At 42.2% G+C, this 13,879-nt stretch carries 15 protein-coding genes; 4 read left to right on the forward strand and 11 right to left on the reverse strand.

Going from position 1 to position 13,879, the window contains the following annotated elements:
• Positions 1 to 39: 39 nt before the first annotated feature.
• Positions 40 to 960, forward strand: coding sequence for a hypothetical protein (locus VIM89_RS20165; protein ID WP_488157990.1), 921 nt, complete (start codon positions 40 to 42; stop codon positions 958 to 960).
• Between the two features lie 20 nt (positions 961 to 980).
• Here VIM89_RS20165 and VIM89_RS20170 read toward each other — a convergent pair whose 3' ends face one another.
• From VIM89_RS20170 to VIM89_RS20215, 10 genes are all read right to left on the reverse strand, one after another.
• The gene (locus VIM89_RS20170) at positions 981 to 1,175 is read right to left on the reverse strand and encodes a hypothetical protein (protein ID WP_488157991.1); all 195 of its coding nucleotides are present in this window, start codon (positions 1,173 to 1,175) and stop codon (positions 981 to 983) included.
• 86 nt (positions 1,176 to 1,261) lie between these two features.
• Complete coding sequence (rodA, locus tag VIM89_RS20175) at positions 1,262 to 2,551, reverse strand: rod shape-determining protein RodA (RefSeq protein ID WP_488157992.1); 1,290 nt, start codon at positions 2,549 to 2,551, stop codon at positions 1,262 to 1,264.
• Positions 2,535 to 4,544, reverse strand: a complete 2,010-nt coding sequence (gene mrdA, locus VIM89_RS20180) for a penicillin-binding protein 2 (RefSeq protein WP_488157993.1) — start codon at positions 4,542 to 4,544, stop codon at positions 2,535 to 2,537. Before mrdA ends, rodA begins: the two co-directional genes overlap by 17 nt.
• Positions 4,545 to 5,024 (reverse strand): rod shape-determining protein MreD, encoded by a 480-nt coding sequence (locus tag VIM89_RS20185; RefSeq protein ID WP_488157994.1) that lies wholly within the window; start codon positions 5,022 to 5,024, stop codon positions 4,545 to 4,547.
• 28 nt (positions 5,025 to 5,052) lie between these two features.
• Positions 5,053 to 5,886 (reverse strand): rod shape-determining protein MreC, encoded by an 834-nt coding sequence (gene mreC / locus VIM89_RS20190; protein WP_488157995.1) that lies wholly within the window; start codon positions 5,884 to 5,886, stop codon positions 5,053 to 5,055.
• A 100-nt stretch (positions 5,887 to 5,986) separates the two neighbouring features.
• Positions 5,987 to 7,009, reverse strand: coding sequence for a rod shape-determining protein (locus VIM89_RS20195; protein WP_302901739.1), 1,023 nt, complete (start codon positions 7,007 to 7,009; stop codon positions 5,987 to 5,989).
• A gap of 107 nt (positions 7,010 to 7,116) precedes the next feature.
• Positions 7,117 to 8,643, reverse strand: coding sequence for a bifunctional phosphoribosylaminoimidazolecarboxamide formyltransferase/IMP cyclohydrolase (purH, locus tag VIM89_RS20200; RefSeq protein ID WP_488157996.1), 1,527 nt, complete (start codon positions 8,641 to 8,643; stop codon positions 7,117 to 7,119).
• A gap of 139 nt (positions 8,644 to 8,782) precedes the next feature.
• Complete coding sequence (locus tag VIM89_RS20205) at positions 8,783 to 9,148, reverse strand: four helix bundle protein (RefSeq protein WP_488157997.1); 366 nt, start codon at positions 9,146 to 9,148, stop codon at positions 8,783 to 8,785.
• A gap of 80 nt (positions 9,149 to 9,228) precedes the next feature.
• Complete coding sequence (gene purN, locus VIM89_RS20210) at positions 9,229 to 9,807, reverse strand: phosphoribosylglycinamide formyltransferase (protein ID WP_488157998.1); 579 nt, start codon at positions 9,805 to 9,807, stop codon at positions 9,229 to 9,231.
• A gap of 185 nt (positions 9,808 to 9,992) precedes the next feature.
• On the reverse strand, positions 9,993 to 10,505 hold the full coding sequence (locus VIM89_RS20215) for a hypothetical protein (RefSeq protein WP_488157999.1): 513 nt from the start codon (positions 10,503 to 10,505) through the stop codon (positions 9,993 to 9,995).
• A gap of 172 nt (positions 10,506 to 10,677) precedes the next feature.
• On the opposite strand from VIM89_RS20215, the gene yiaK reads away from it, so the two are divergent.
• Together yiaK and VIM89_RS20225 are read left to right on the forward strand one after the other, a co-directional pair.
• A complete protein-coding gene (gene yiaK, locus VIM89_RS20220; RefSeq protein WP_488158000.1) occupies positions 10,678 to 11,667 on the forward strand; it encodes a 3-dehydro-L-gulonate 2-dehydrogenase in 990 nt (329 codons plus the stop codon).
• 45 nt (positions 11,668 to 11,712) lie between these two features.
• Positions 11,713 to 12,603: an alpha/beta fold hydrolase gene (locus VIM89_RS20225; RefSeq protein WP_488158001.1), complete on the forward strand. Its 891-nt coding sequence runs from the start codon at positions 11,713 to 11,715 to the stop codon at positions 12,601 to 12,603.
• Here the strand turns inward: VIM89_RS20225 and VIM89_RS20230 are convergent.
• The gene (locus VIM89_RS20230; protein ID WP_488158002.1) at positions 12,568 to 13,335 is read right to left on the reverse strand and encodes a LuxR C-terminal-related transcriptional regulator; all 768 of its coding nucleotides are present in this window, start codon (positions 13,333 to 13,335) and stop codon (positions 12,568 to 12,570) included. The two genes, VIM89_RS20225 and VIM89_RS20230, sit on opposite strands and share 36 nt — an antisense overlap.
• Positions 13,336 to 13,524: 189 nt before the next feature.
• Here VIM89_RS20230 and VIM89_RS20235 point away from each other — a divergent pair, with 189 nt between their 5' ends.
• The gene (locus tag VIM89_RS20235; protein ID WP_488158003.1) at positions 13,525 to 13,827 is read left to right on the forward strand and encodes a hypothetical protein; all 303 of its coding nucleotides are present in this window, start codon (positions 13,525 to 13,527) and stop codon (positions 13,825 to 13,827) included.
• Positions 13,828 to 13,879: the final 52 nt, after the last annotated feature.

The following is a 13,879-nucleotide window of genomic DNA, read 5'->3' on the forward strand; positions in this document are numbered from 1 at the left end:
AATTAAATGTTATTTTTGAGAAGCATTTGCAATATCGCCATGAAGCAACAGGAAGTTTTTAAAAAGATAGGCACCATTCTGCAGGAGCTGAACGACCAATACCAATACCTGGCAGAAAACGAAAGCGAGCTGAATGATCTTGAGCTTGAATTGTTTGTAGCCAACACGGATTTTTTGGCCGATCACTCCAAAGTTTTACGCAAGCTTAACTTAGACAAACCTGGACCTCCGAAACAATTACCCGCTGCCGAGCCGCGTTTTTTTGAACCGGTAGTGCAGCAATTGCCACCACCTCCGGTTGAGCCGGAACCGGTTAAAGAAGAAAAAAAGGAAGCGCCGGTAATTGCTGAAAAACCGCAAATAGATGCGCCTGTTCCGCATATCGATCTGAGAGGCGATGATACGGGCACAGACTACTCCTACATGAGGCAGGAAGAGCCCCCGATGATCAGGCATGAGCTTAAACTAGAAGATATACCGCACGCAGAAGAAGATGACACGGAACCGGAACCGGATGAAATGCACCATCCGATTCAACACATACCTGAAATACCCAAAGCTGCAGAGCCAAAGGCTGAAGTAACCCCTCCACCGATAGCTAAAGAACCGTTGAGGCCACAAGTGGATGTGGATGAAAAAGAGGGAATGCTGACCATCAATCAACGCATATCGGCACAGATTAATGCTAATTCTTCCAGAAATGCCGAACATACCAGCGCACAACCAATCAGCGACCTGAAACAGGCCATCACGCTGAATGATAAACTACTTTATATTAAAGATCTGTTTAACGGTTATAACCTGGCCTATAGCGAAGCATTGGATATTCTGAACCGCTTTACCTCATTTGATGAGGCAGAGAACTTTCTGAAGACAAGCTATGCCGCTAAGAATAACTGGGATGCTAAGCCGACTACTACGGAGAAGTTTTATGCATTGCTGAGGAGAAGGTATTCGTAGTGGCAATGGCAGTTGCAGTATTACTCTTTGTTGCGGATTTTTGATACTTCTTTGGAAGAATATTTTCTAATTAGCTTCGTACTGTATGCGCGGGCATCATTGATTGAGAAAGTTTTTTCTGGCCTTAATTTTAATGCAGCTTTCCTTTGCAGTTCTTGGTAACTATCTTCGCTTATCAGTACGTATTTCTTATTGTCGATTGTCAAATGTATCATAGCGCCTAGTATTTTTAATACTAAAATAAAAACTCAGACTGATTTTAGTCATTGAATGCCACTGAAAACTGCTACTGCTACTGCTTCTATACAATTCCCATCCGATTTGAATCGAGTTTTACCAGTATAAACAGCATAATGGTAAAACTAAGTAACGATGACCCACCATAACTAATCAACGGCAACGGGATACCGATAGATGGCACAATACCTATCGTCATCCCTATATTGATAATGACGTGGAAGAAGATAACCGAAGCTACTCCATAAGCATACACCCGTGTAAATGTGGATCGCTGTCGCTCGGCGACCCTTATAATTCGGAGCAATAAAAAGAGGTATAACCCTAACACCACAGTTGCACCGGCAAAACCCCATTCTTCGCCTACGGTACAAAAGATAAAGTCTGTTCCCTGTTCGGGGACAAATGAGTACTTGGTTTGCGTGCCCTGCATGTATCCCCTGCCCCAAAGCTTACCCGAACCAATTGCAATTTTCGACTGGTTCACATTATAGCCCTTGCCTTTTATATCCGTAGTGATGCCTAATACGATATCGATACGTACTTTTTGGTGGGGCTTCAGTACGCTGGTATAAATAAAATGAACGCAGAATACAAAGGCTATACAGATACCCAGACCTGTAGCTATTACCGGCAGTATCTTTTTATTACGCCTGGTAAACCATACTATGATAATGGCGATAATAATTAAAGCCCCAATAATGTATGCCGTGTTATTAAGCTTAAGTGTGAGAACAAAAAGCGTAATAAATAACCCCTCAAGTATCAGGAAATAGGGTGAAAGGCCCTCTCGATACAAAACAAATATCAAGGAGCTGAACACTAAAGTAGATCCGGCATCTGGCTGCAGCATGATGAGTACCATTGGGAAACCGATAATAGCCAGCGAGATCATGAACGATTTGGGATCTGTTATGCGGATGTTAGTTCCGCTTAAATATCTTGCAAGGAGCAAACATGTAGTCAGTTTGGCAAGCTCCGAAGGCTGCAGCCTAAAGCCGCCTCCCAGAGATATCCACGCCTGATTACCTCCTACGTTCCGCCCCACTACAAGCACCAGCATGAGTAAGACGACGGTTATTCCGTAGAATACCGGCGCGAGGGCACTAAAAAACCTGCTCTCGAGCAGCAGAATGAATATTGCAACTACGCTACCTACTATAATATAGATAAGCTGCTTGCCATAGTCGGTGCTCAGATCAAAGAATGATGGATGCTTGTCGTCATACACAGCCGAATGGATATTCAGCAAGCCGATAGTACACAGCGCCAGGTAAACAAATATGATCGCCCAGTCGACGTTAAAGAAAAACCCGCGTTCCTGTTGTTGCTGGTAACTACTTCTGCTCCTCATCTTCGCTCCTTTCTAACTGGTAAGCTGAAGTGGAATATTTGCTTTTCCCTTTTTTCCTGCCCGATCCAATTGCGGCTTTTTTCTCAGCGCTGTCTGATTTATGTTTTGCCGTGTCTTTATGAGCTGGCGGCAAAGTCAGTTTCGGCCCCTGGTAATAGTTTTCGAGTGCCGGCAAGCGATTGGCATTCATAATGTATTCAGGGGTCATGCCATTAGGCCGGGATGTGATACTATCCCTCAGATATTTTTCGACAATAAAACTGGCAATCGGAGCTGCCCATGTTGCACCCTGACCCGAGTTTTCTACTATTACGGCTATTGCGATTTTAGGATTTTCTCTTGGAGCATAAGCTACAAATACCGAGTGGTCTTCACCATGTGGATTTTGCGCAGTACCCGTTTTACCGCACATTACGATACCGGATATCTTTGAACCGACTGCTGTACCGTGGTCAACCACCGCCTGCATACCATTGATAACCGGCTCAAAATATTGTGAATCGATGCCTACATAATTTCTCACCCTATATTCCGGTTTAATGATCTCTTTATCACCGATACCTTTAATGAGGTGGGGTTTATAATAAAACCCGTGATTGGCTATGGTAGCTTCAATATTAGCTAACTGTAAAGGTGTCGCCAGCAACTCGCCTTGCCCTATCGCCAACGAGACCACCGTACTTGAACGCCAGCCTCCGGTATGGTATATTTTATCATAATGAGCAGCAGTAGGCAGGTTACCTTTCCCCTCACTTGGCATGTCCAAACCTAACCTGGAGCCTAACCCAAATTTTGCCACATTGCCTCTCCAATTGGTGAAAGTTGAGGCTGTTTGCTTTGCGCCATTGTAATTCATCAATCTGTCAAACACCCACGAAAAATAGCCGTTGCACGATTCGGCTACTGCGCTTGCCAGGTTCACCACACCGTGGACTTCACCATGGAAACAATTCACCCTGTGATTGCCAGACCAATAATACCCGGGACAGTTATAAGTTGTTTGCGGCGTAATAATACCCTCCTGCATAGCAATCAAAGCGCTCAGCGGCTTAAATGATGATCCCGGCGGATATGTAGCTTGTATCGGCCTTACAAAAAATGGTTTGTATGGATCTTTATACAGCTCTGCTGCATTATTACCCCTTTCGTGCCCCACCAACAAATTTGGATTATAAGTAGGACTGCTTACATAACAAAGTATTTCGCCCGTTGATGGCTCAATAGCCACAATGCTTCCTACTTTATTATGCATTAATTGCTCGCCAAGCTTTTGTATACGAAGATCGAGTGATGAGATCAAACGCTCCCCCGCTACCTGTGCGGTATCATAGGCGCCATTAGCGTAATGCCCTTTAAACCTGCTTCGTGAATCGACCAGATCTACCTCGACACCCCGACGGCCGCGTAGTACATTTTCATATGAGCGCTCAACACCCGTAACACCGATAAAGTCACCAAGGTGGTAATATCCGCCCGACTTCTCAATGTCCTTATCGTTTACCTCGCTGATATAACCTAAAAATTGCGCCGCAACTGAATCAGGGTAAGTACGCAGGTAACGGGGGGATGCGTCAAACCCTGGGAACTCCGACAAACGTTCTTGTATAGCGGCAAATGCTTCCGCTGATAATTGCTTTTCAAAAGGGGATTGCAACCGGGGTGAGTATTTTTTTGCCTTCTCAAAGCGCTTGTCAAATTCGGGCTTGTCTATGCCTAACAGTTTACAAAATGACGCGGTATCAAAAGGTTTCACCAGGTTTGGCGTTACCATGATATCGTAAAAGGCTTCGTTTTGTACTAATATTTTATTGTTGCGATCAAGGATAGGTCCGCGCGCCGGGTTTTTATAAACCTTATGCAAAGCGTTGGTTTGAGCATACAACAGGTACCGGTCATCAATGATCTGCATATAAAATAACCGGGCAAGAAGAATAACGATAAGCGAAATAAAGATACCTGCAATTACATAGCGCCGCTCAAAAAAACTATTCATTTAGCGTTCCCTCTTTCTGTAAAATAAAAAACCTGTCAGCAGCATCAAAAATACCGTAAAAATAGAACTCAATACAAAGCGGCTTAGTGTAAACGGTATCTCGGATAAGCGAAAAACTTCCAGGTTGAACAGAAAAAAGTGATGGGCTAGGGTCAGTATCAGGGCATAGGTAAAAAACCAGCGGGTGCCCATTACGCTCAGGGTTGGTTCGGGTTCGTTATCAAAACCCTCTTTCTGAACGGTGATACTGATAAATAATATTCTGACAAATGCCAGCAAAACGCAGGATGCTGCATGCAGGCCCGGCGTATCGTAAAATGCGTCGATGATGATCCCCATCAGGAACGACAGGGCAAAGAGCAATATATTTGGCGTTTCAAACGGTAGCAGCAGGATAAACATGATGTACAGGTAAGGCGTAGACAGGTTGTACAGGGTAATGTTCTTCAACAGAAACACCTGTAAAAAGATCAGCGACATAAACCGCAAAAAGTTGATTAATAAAACCCTACTCATCTTTCTTTTGCTGCGCCTCCAGTCCCGCCTGCTCTTCAGCAAATTTGTTTACAACTACATCTACATATTGCACCTTGCCATAGTCAACAGCAAGCTTTACCTCCATATTTAATGCAAAGCCGCCATTTTTAGTACGCAGGTTACTTACTTTTCCAATAGGTATCCCTGCCGGGAAAAGAGAAAACTCTGAGGTTACTACCTCTTCGCCAACATGCGGCTGGGCATTGTTCGATACGTCTTTCAGATATCCTTTATGCGGATCGAGGTCGTCGCTCCATTCGATATATCCAATTTCTTTATTCTTAGACAGCATTGCACTAAAACGAGAATCCTTATGCAAAAGTGACTGCACTATGGACATATGCGGACCAACAAACACCACCTTGCCCACAATCCCAGAGCTGCAGATTACCCCCATGCCTTTTCCCACCCCCTGTAAGCTTCCGCGATTGATGGTGATATAGTTATTACTTCGGTTAGTGGAATTATTAATCACCTTGGCCTCTATATAAGTATACTGCTGTTTGTAGATTGTATCCTTAACCTCTTTTTTATTGACACTATCAATATAAAATGATGCCTTTAGCTGTCCCCGTAACCGGGCATTTTCTTTGGCAAGGCTATCATTTACCTCACGCAAGGACAAGTACCCATACAACTCATTAACCTGGGCATATAAAGTGCCCGTTACTTTATTGGTTGAGTTGATAAAAGAAGCCTTCTGAAAAGAATTGAATTTGATATAGATAACAAGAGAACTTATCTCGAAGATAATAAACAGAAAAAATGCGTTGTACTTGGTGATAAATATCAGGAGGTTACGCATTGGTAGTGAGTTGTGAATAGTGAGTTGTGAGTAGTTTTATCAGGTCGTTACAAATAATATTTGCAACTTCTCACCATTCACTACTCACCACTCACTTATATTATTGCATTAAGAATTTAAAGTTCCCTATATTTTTTAATGCGGTTCCGGTTCCGCGAACTACTGCACGTAATGGATCTTCGGCTACGTGAACTGGCAATTTGGTTTTTGCTGCAACACGTTTGTCCAAACCACGTAATAATGCACCACCACCGGTTAAGTAAATACCGGTCTGGTAAATATCGGCAGAAAGCTCAGGTGGCGTAATTTCCAATGCTTTCAATATCGCTTCTTCTATTTTAGAGATAGATTTATCCAGGCAGTGGGCGATCTCAGTATAAGAAACCATGATCTGTTTTGGAACTCCGGTCATCAGGTCTCGGCCCTGAACCGCAAAATCTGATGGTGGATCAGCAAGTTCCGGCAATGCAGAACCAACTTCGATCTTGATCTTCTCAGCAGTACGGTCACCGATCATAATGTTATGCTGACGGCGGATATATTGAACGATGTCTGAGTCAAAGTTGTCACCTGCAACGCGGATAGACTGGTCACACACGATACCTGATAAAGCGATAACCGCAATTTCGGTAGTACCACCACCGATATCGATGATCATGTTACCCATCGGCTCTTCTACGTCGATACCGATACCTACCGCAGCAGCCATAGGTTCGTGGATCAGGTAAACTTCCTTAGCGCCTGCAATTTCAGCAGAGTCGCGCACAGCACGTTTTTCCACCTCGGTAATACCTGACGGAATACAGATCACCATACGCAATGACGGGAAGAACCAGCCTTTACCTTTGTTGATCATTTTGATCATGCCGCGTATCATGTGCTCGGCAGCGTTAAAGTCGGCTATTACACCATCCTTTAGAGGGCGCACCGTGCGTATATTTTCGTGGGTCTTACCCTCCATCTGCATCGCCTGTCTCCCAATGGCGATCACTTTGTTGGTTGTGCGGTCAAATGCCACGATGGATGGCTCGTCGACCACTACTTTGTCATTATGTATGATAAGGGTATTTGCGGTACCTAAATCGATAGCTATTTCCTGTGTGAAAAAATTAAAAAGACCCATTGGCGATTGTCAAATAATAGTATGTAAAGTTGTATAAAAATAACTTAATAATTACAAGTTGTTATTAAAAGCGTTAAAAATTACAACTTATTACGTGTTATTATTAATTAATGTTTAAAATGTCGTACTCCGGTCATAACCATGGAGATACGTTTCTGATTTGCCATGTCTATTGAGTCTTGATCTTTGATCGATCCGCCTGGTTGCAATACCGCTGTAATACCAGCTTCTGCCGCCAATTGAACGCAATCATTGAATGGAAAAAACGCGTCTGAGGCCATTACAGCACCATTTAAGTCGAACCCGAACTCAGCAGCTTTTATAACTGCCTGTTTCAGAGAATCAACCCGTGAGGTCTGTCCAACGCCGCTTGCCATCAGCTGATTATTTTTTGCAAAAACTATGGTATTTGATTTGGTATGCTTTACTACTTTGTTGGCGAAGAACAGATCTTTCAATTCCTGTTCGGTTGGTTGCTTTTCAGTAACTGCTTTCATCTGATCCGGACCTTCAATTACCAGATCTTTATCCTGTTCGATCACGCCATTCAGCAAAGTCTTAAATTGCTTTGAAGGCAATTCCACCGACTGACGGATCAGGATGATGCGGTTCTTTTTCTCACGCAATACCTGAACTGCTTCGTCAGTGTAAGCCGGAGCAATTAATACCTCGAAAAATATTTTATTGATCTCTCTGGCAGTGTCCGCGTCGATCTCCTCATTGGCGATGATAACACCGCCAAAAGCTGAAACAGGATCACAGGCCAACGCATCTATCCAGGCTTCTTTTATGAACGAACGGGTTGCGATACCGCAAGCATTGGTATGCTTTAAGATAGCAACCGTCGGCTCTGTAAATTCGTCGATCAAGGCTACGGCTGCATCAACGTCTACAAGGTTATTGTATGACAACTCTTTACCATGCAATTTAGTGAACATAGCATCCAGATTACCATAGAACACACCTTGCTGGTGCGGGTTCTCGCCATAACGTAATGTCTGACTTTTTTGAATGCTTTGTTTGAAAACAGGCAATTGTTGATCCTGGTTAAAGTATTCAAAAATAGCAGTATCGTAATGCGAAGTAATGTTAAATGCACGCTGTGCGAACGAGCGGCGCTGATCTATAGTTGTATTACCTCCCTGCTTTTTCAGGATTTCACTCAATTCTACATAATCATCTTTTGATGCTACGATCACTACATCTTTAAAATTCTTAGCTGCAGCACGGATCAGGGAAATGCCACCAATATCGATCTTCTCGATCACATCATCCTGGCCTGCGCCTGATTTTACAGTTTCTTCAAACGGATACAAGTCAACGATCACCAGGTCGATCTCCGGTATTTCGTATTGAGCTAATTGCTGCTCGTCGCTTTCAAAATTTCTTCTTGCCAATATACCACCGAATACCTTTGGATGCAGGGTTTTTACACGTCCGCCTAAAATAGACGGATAGGATGTTAAATCTTCAACTGCGATCACCTCGGCGCTTAAGCTGCGGATAAAAGTTTCCGTTCCGCCGGTGGAATAAATGTTCACTCCGAGGCGGCTCAGCTCGTTGATAATGGGTTCAAGATTGTCTTTGTAATAAACTGAAATTAAAGCGTTTTTTATTTGAACAGGATGGCTCATGGACACGGGATTTTTAAAGCCGCAAAGGTAGGTAATTGTGATCAGTTATCGGTGATCAGTGATCAGTTTTTTTATTATTGGCGATCAGTTAACCGGTGATCAGTTAATCAGGGTCTAAGCGGCTTAAAAATAATCGTTGTCAGGAAGTTGATTGTTGCTTGAGATAGTTGATATATCCGTTGATTAATCGCATACATTCATCACAGTTACCTTGTAATTTTTCAAAAACTTCCTTGCTAATATAACCTTCATCTAATGCTACGATTAAATGGTCAATCGTTTCAGATGCAGAGCCGCGAGCGTTTATAAAAAACTTCCGTGAGTCGATATAATGAAATCGCCCATGTCCTTCTGCTATATTATTTCCGACCGAACGGGATGAGCGAATAATTTGGTCGGTTAGCCGATACTTTTCATCAATCGGAAAATTTTTAACTAAATCAGAGATATCCTTTCTAAGAGCATGAGCCTTTTTCCAAGCCTCAAGATCAGTAAATCCCTTCATAATATTAAGGTTAGGTATAAAAAATTTAAGTTTATTATCAACTCCTGATAACTGATCACCGGTTAACTGATCACTAATCCTCAGCTCTTCATCTTCCGTAAAAGGCTCTCAATCACTCTCGGAAAGTGCTGGTGTTCTAGCTGCTGCCCCTTGAATTTAATCACTTCAAGCGTATCACCCGGTTCGATTTTGAAACGTGATTGATGAAGGATTTCGCCTTCGTCGAATTTCTCGTTTACAAAGTGGATGGTAATACCCGATTCTTCTTCTCTTGCAGCCAGAACGGCTTTGTGGACATGGTCTCCATACATGCCTTTGCCGCCGTATTTAGGTAATAAGGCGGGATGCAGATTAATAATCTTATTAGGAAATGCTTTAAGCAAATTTTCTGGAACAAGCCACAGGAAACCGGCAAGCACGATCAGGTCGACTTGTAGGTTTTTCAATAGCTTAATGATGGCGTCCGATTGATAAAACTCTTCGCGGGTAAATATGTGCGACGGTATCTCGAAATTATCGGCGCGCTGAAGCACGTAGGCCTGCGGGTTATTGGTAAGTATCAGTACTACTTCGGCTTCGGAATTACGTTTAAAATGCTCCATTATTTTTTGGGCATTTGATCCCGAACCGGAAGCAAAAATAGCAATCCTTTTTTTCATTGATGTTCTCGTTTCAGCGGCAATAAGGCTTTGAATAATTGGCCGCTACAATTCCTGGTTTCACCTGGCTCTTTTAACCTGCATCTTAACCTTTTGTTCATCATTTATAAATATTTAGGTTAAAAATGGTCAAATTACTGTTAACTCGACCCAAATATAAAATTTTGATACAGTTAAACAACACATTATTGAGATTTTACCCTTACAAAGCCCCACTGGTAAATTACCCGTGTTTGAGTGGGCGACCAATAAGTCTCCAAATCACCGGTTTGCAATACCAGTGAATACTGCCCCAGGTTAAGGACCTTAGCAGTTTGGAATGGTTTGGAGTGTGTTGTCGTATCCCCCGTTCGGGTAATGGTATCCTTACATATCATGTTCACATTCAGGAAAAGTTTGTCCTGTGAAAGCGCCCATGTGCCTTTTGTCGCTTGTGTCAGACAATCAAAATTGGTATAGCTACAGGTATTATCGGTATTAAACTTAAATATTTGAGTCACCAAACATGCCGTATCCAGCGTTAGCTGGCTCATTTGGGTCGAACCGATGTAAGTGGTAACCGTTGCCGATGATAACTGCCACTGATTCTGTGCAATCAATGTTGCAATATAGTCCTGTTTTGTTTTCTGGCACGAATTAACCATCAAACCCACCGCCACAACAGTAAAAAGAAGTAATAACCGGATCTTGAATTTCATTTATACAGTTGCACAAAAGTAACAAATCAACGCTAAATTGGACGTTACAGTGAGTATATAACTGCAAAAATTCCCGTTTAGTTTAACCATGGATTTAAATTCGACTAGTGACTTAAGACTTTCGACTTACAACTATTGACTTTAGACTTAAGACTTCCGACTTTTGACTACTATGAACATTCCCTTTGAAAAACTAAAATCCGAATTCAAACGCGTTCTCCTTTCTCTCGATTTTAATAAAGAGGATGCTGAGCTAAGCGCTACCATTTTTGCTGAAAACAGCCGGGATGGTGTTTATACCCACGGGCTTAACCGCTTTCCTACTTTTGTTGAGTATGTAAAAAACAAACTGATCATCCCCAATGTAAAACCAACCCGCAGCGGCGGCTTCGATGCCATCGAGCAATGGGATGGGCATATGGGTGTCGGAACTTTAAATGCTACATTTTGCATGCACAGGGCGATTAGCCTTGCTTATGAATACAGCATAGGCTGTGTCGCCATCAAAAATACCAACCACTGGATGCGCGGCGGAACATACGGCTGGCAGGCTGCTGAGGCCGGCATGATCGGCATTTGTTTTACCAATACCATCGCCAATATGCCGCCGTGGGGTGGGATTGATCCGCGTCTGGGAAATAATCCGCTGGTAATTGCAGTGCCGCGAAAGGGAGGGCATATTGTATTGGATATGGCGATATCACAATATTCATTCGGTAAATTAAATCTATACAAATCAAAAAATGAGCAATTGCCTTTACCGGGCGGCTACGATAAAGATGGCAAATTAACTAATGACCCGGGTGAAATAATCGAATCCGTGCGGCCATTACCTATAGGCTTCTGGAAAGGATCAGGTTTGTCATTGATGCTTGACCTGCTTGCTACTGTATTAAGCCAGGGACGCTCGACGGGTGATGTAACTAAAGGTGGTTCCGAGTCAGGAGTTTCACAAGTGTTTATCTGTATCAAACCGGATAACGGGCCACAAACGGACGCAATCATTAAAAACATCCTGGATTATACCAAAAGCAGTCGCACAGATAGCGAAGGCGGTGAAATACTTTATCCGGGAGAGAACACTTTGCGCACCCGGAAGAAAAGCATGGAAGAAGGTATTTGGGTAGATGATAAAATATGGGAAAAAGTACAACAACTATAGTCCCGTAAAATTGTTATCCTCCAAAACTATATCTTTAAGGCCTTTATGACCGATTTTCGATTTCTCACACTTCCCGACGGACGACGACTAAGCTATGTGGAGTTTGGGAAAAACGACGGCTACCCGGTAATGTATTTTCATGGCACCCCATCATCCTGCCTGGAACCTGCGATGATAGGTGAAGAACAATTTTTAAAACATAATCTTCGGATCATCTCGCCAAGCCGCCCCGGCATGGGGCAATCCGACAGGCATAAAAACAGAACATTTTTCGATTGGGTAGATGATACCCTTGCACTGGCTGATCATTTGGGAATCGATAAATTCGCCATCCTCGGTTATTCTGGCGGTGCACCCTATACCTTAACTTGTGCATTAAAAATACCTGATCGATTATTATCGGCAGTCATCGTTTCAGGCGCCGGACAGATGAATCAGCCTGAGGTAAAAAACAATCTCGATCTGAAACACCGGATTTTCTGGAAGGTGGCTGACAAATTTCCATTCCTTTTGCCTATTGTATTAAAGAAAATGAAGGCATACCGCGAAATGTCGGATGAAGATATTTTGATCCGCTTTGAAAAGAACATGCCCAAATCCGATTTTGATACCTTTAAGCAAAACAACAGGGTAGCTCTATCAAAACAAGGTGTAGAAGAAACTTTTCGTGATATGAATGGCGTGGCGATGGATGTGAGATTGCCTATTCGTCCTTTAGGGTTTGATTTAGGGGCAATCCGATTTCCGATTACTTTTTTTCATGGGAAAGAAGATAATACCGTTCCTATACAAGTGGTGGAATGGATGGTGCCGCGTATACCTAAGGCCAGGTTAATAACCTATCCAAGTGACGGACATGTTTCTGCAATTTGTGAGCATTTTGATGAGATAGCGGAGGCGTTAAATCCATCCTTGCCTGATAGCTTTGGCTATTAGCTCGCCGGTATTATTAAGCTTCGTTTTATAGAGCATATTTTTACGGTGTTTATCTACAGTTTCTTTACTAATGTTTAATATTGAAGCTATTTGCTTACTTAATTTACCTTCTATTAAATAAACTAACACTTCCTTTTCGCGTGTAGTCAAAATTTCATCGGTAATAGCAAATACTTTTTTCACATCGACGTCTATATAGGAGGGTTCACCGTCCATCCCAATGATTGAAAATACAGGTCTACCCTCCGCTTTCAGGTGCGTTATGTCAGTATGTACACCTAAGGTTCTGATCAATCCGCCATTCTTGTCATGATCGATAATCATCGTCTGCTGCAAAATCCTTATGTAATCACCATTGGATTTTTTTAGCCTAAAATCGTAACGGCGTTTATACTTCATCAGCTTTTCAATAGGCAACTGTATCAAAAAATCTCCGGTTTTATTCTCAAAGTTCAAAAACCATGGTCTATCATCAGGGTGTATTTTTTCTAATAAAAACCGGAGGTTCATTTCTTCAGGCTGATATCCTAAAACATGAGTTACTTCATTACTCATAAAATCAATACACCTGTTCTTAATATTAAACACATAGTAATAATAATCACCAACCTGAAAAAAACTTAAGATTTTTTTGTAAAGATCGAGCTCCAATCGAAGTTGATCGGCTTCTGCTATGCTGGCAGATCTTTTCCATATCTGACTCGCAGCTGAGTTAAATAATTCAAATTTCATGAATGTTACAATTGACAAGGAGGTATAACAGAAATTAGGGTGCAATGCTTTCTTAAATATACACACATTTTAGTTATAGGGATACCCATAAATGGGTATTTTTTAAGGATTTAAGTGAATATAAATTTGATTTAAAGATTACCGAGAAAGCCGAACACGGAATTATAGTAGGCAATAATTAAATTTATCATGAGCGGAAAAGCAAGAATAAATCATCCAGAACTCTTTGAAAACCCACCGAGAGTGGCAAAAGTGTTTGTCCCTACAGGTAGTGATAGCGATCACATCTTAGTTTCATTAAATGAGGAAGCCAAAAGTGGAGGAATTCAAACTGTATTTGCTGGCAACCGAAGAAATGATATTGGCGTTTCGGGTGTATTAGTTACTGTTATTTTTACAGGCAATGTTGACCCCAACACTTCAGATATCATTTTAACGCTGCAGCAGGATGGAGCACAGTTTTATGGAGCCTCACAGGTTTTTCATCCATAATATCGAGTTAATTTAACGTATTGATTGTACGATTCCTCAGGATATATAACCC

This window comes from Mucilaginibacter sp. (assembly GCF_036568825.1).
Taxonomy (GTDB): Bacteria; Bacteroidota; Bacteroidia; order Sphingobacteriales; family Sphingobacteriaceae; genus Mucilaginibacter.

Coding starts and splice junctions, on each gene's coding strand:
- VIM89_RS20165 (WP_488157990.1), top strand. CDS start 40: ATGAAGCAACAGGAAGTTTTTAAAAAGATAGGCACCATTCTGCAGGAG.
- VIM89_RS20170 (WP_488157991.1), bottom strand. CDS start 1,175: ATGATACATTTGACAATCGACAATAAGAAATACGTACTGATAAGCGAA.
- rodA (WP_488157992.1), bottom strand. CDS start 2,551: ATGAGGAGCAGAAGTAGTTACCAGCAACAACAGGAACGCGGGTTTTTC.
- mrdA (WP_488157993.1), bottom strand. CDS start 4,544: ATGAATAGTTTTTTTGAGCGGCGCTATGTAATTGCAGGTATCTTTATT.
- VIM89_RS20185 (WP_488157994.1), bottom strand. CDS start 5,024: ATGTCGCTGATCTTTTTACAGGTGTTTCTGTTGAAGAACATTACCCTG.
- mreC (WP_488157995.1), bottom strand. CDS start 5,886: ATGCGTAACCTCCTGATATTTATCACCAAGTACAACGCATTTTTTCTG.
- VIM89_RS20195 (WP_302901739.1), bottom strand. CDS start 7,009: ATGGGTCTTTTTAATTTTTTCACACAGGAAATAGCTATCGATTTAGGT.
- purH (WP_488157996.1), bottom strand. CDS start 8,643: ATGAGCCATCCTGTTCAAATAAAAAACGCTTTAATTTCAGTTTATTAC.
- VIM89_RS20205 (WP_488157997.1), bottom strand. CDS start 9,148: ATGAAGGGATTTACTGATCTTGAGGCTTGGAAAAAGGCTCATGCTCTT.
- purN (WP_488157998.1), bottom strand. CDS start 9,807: ATGAAAAAAAGGATTGCTATTTTTGCTTCCGGTTCGGGATCAAATGCC.
- VIM89_RS20215 (WP_488157999.1), bottom strand. CDS start 10,505: ATGAAATTCAAGATCCGGTTATTACTTCTTTTTACTGTTGTGGCGGTG.
- yiaK (WP_488158000.1), top strand. CDS start 10,678: ATGAACATTCCCTTTGAAAAACTAAAATCCGAATTCAAACGCGTTCTC.
- VIM89_RS20225 (WP_488158001.1), top strand. CDS start 11,713: ATGACCGATTTTCGATTTCTCACACTTCCCGACGGACGACGACTAAGC.
- VIM89_RS20230 (WP_488158002.1), bottom strand. CDS start 13,335: ATGAAATTTGAATTATTTAACTCAGCTGCGAGTCAGATATGGAAAAGA.
- VIM89_RS20235 (WP_488158003.1), top strand. CDS start 13,525: ATGAGCGGAAAAGCAAGAATAAATCATCCAGAACTCTTTGAAAACCCA.